Genomic DNA, 574 nt, shown 5'->3' with positions numbered 1-574 from the left:
CCTTCTCGACGACATCTTCTATCAAGGATTCGATGAACTGTTTGAATGAAGAAAATCCAAGTTGCTTTTCAGAAAAAGACGGTTGCAGCCGGATGAGCTGTGGCTTGAGCTGGGACAGCAGTATGGGTTCCTCGGATGAGCGGTTCTTGATAAACCGGATGAGTAACTCCCGTCCCGAAAATTTGTTGATATCTTCATCTAGTGGCCGGTTTGCCGCCAATTCGGTATCCTCAGTAACATCTTCGTCGATGCCCAATAATTCCTCAAGCGATTTGTATCCCGTGCAGTTTTCTTTTATTACGGTTCCCACTGAATTATCGAATCCAATGACGTATACTCGCTTGCCGCGTGAAAGCACCCGACGGATAAGAGGGATGAAATCAGTATCACCGGAACCGAGTATGAAAACGTCGATTATTGGGAACATTTGCATATCCTCCAGCAGATCGATTGCAAGCTGCAGGTCAACTCCGTTTTTTCCCTGGAAGCTGGTCTGCGGGAGGTGTCTCATCTCGAAGCCATGTTTCACCAATTTCCTCTCGTATTGGCGAACTATTTCCTGTGACCAGTCCGC

1 protein-coding gene is annotated in these 574 nt (G+C 47.2%); it reads right to left on the bottom strand.

Going from position 1 to position 574, the window contains the following annotated elements; translation table 11 throughout:
- A partial coding sequence (locus EI28_RS12600; protein ID WP_231476846.1) for an NYN domain-containing protein occupies positions 1-529 on the bottom strand: 529 nt, incomplete at its 3' end.
- Between the last annotated feature and the right edge of the window lie 45 nt (positions 530-574).

It is taken from the genome of Methanoculleus sp. MH98A (genome assembly GCF_000691865.1).
Classification (GTDB): domain Archaea; phylum Halobacteriota; class Methanomicrobia; order Methanomicrobiales; family Methanoculleaceae; genus Methanoculleus.
Note: the sequence above shows the minus strand (reverse complement) of the source record. Positions and strands in the feature narration are given on the sequence as shown.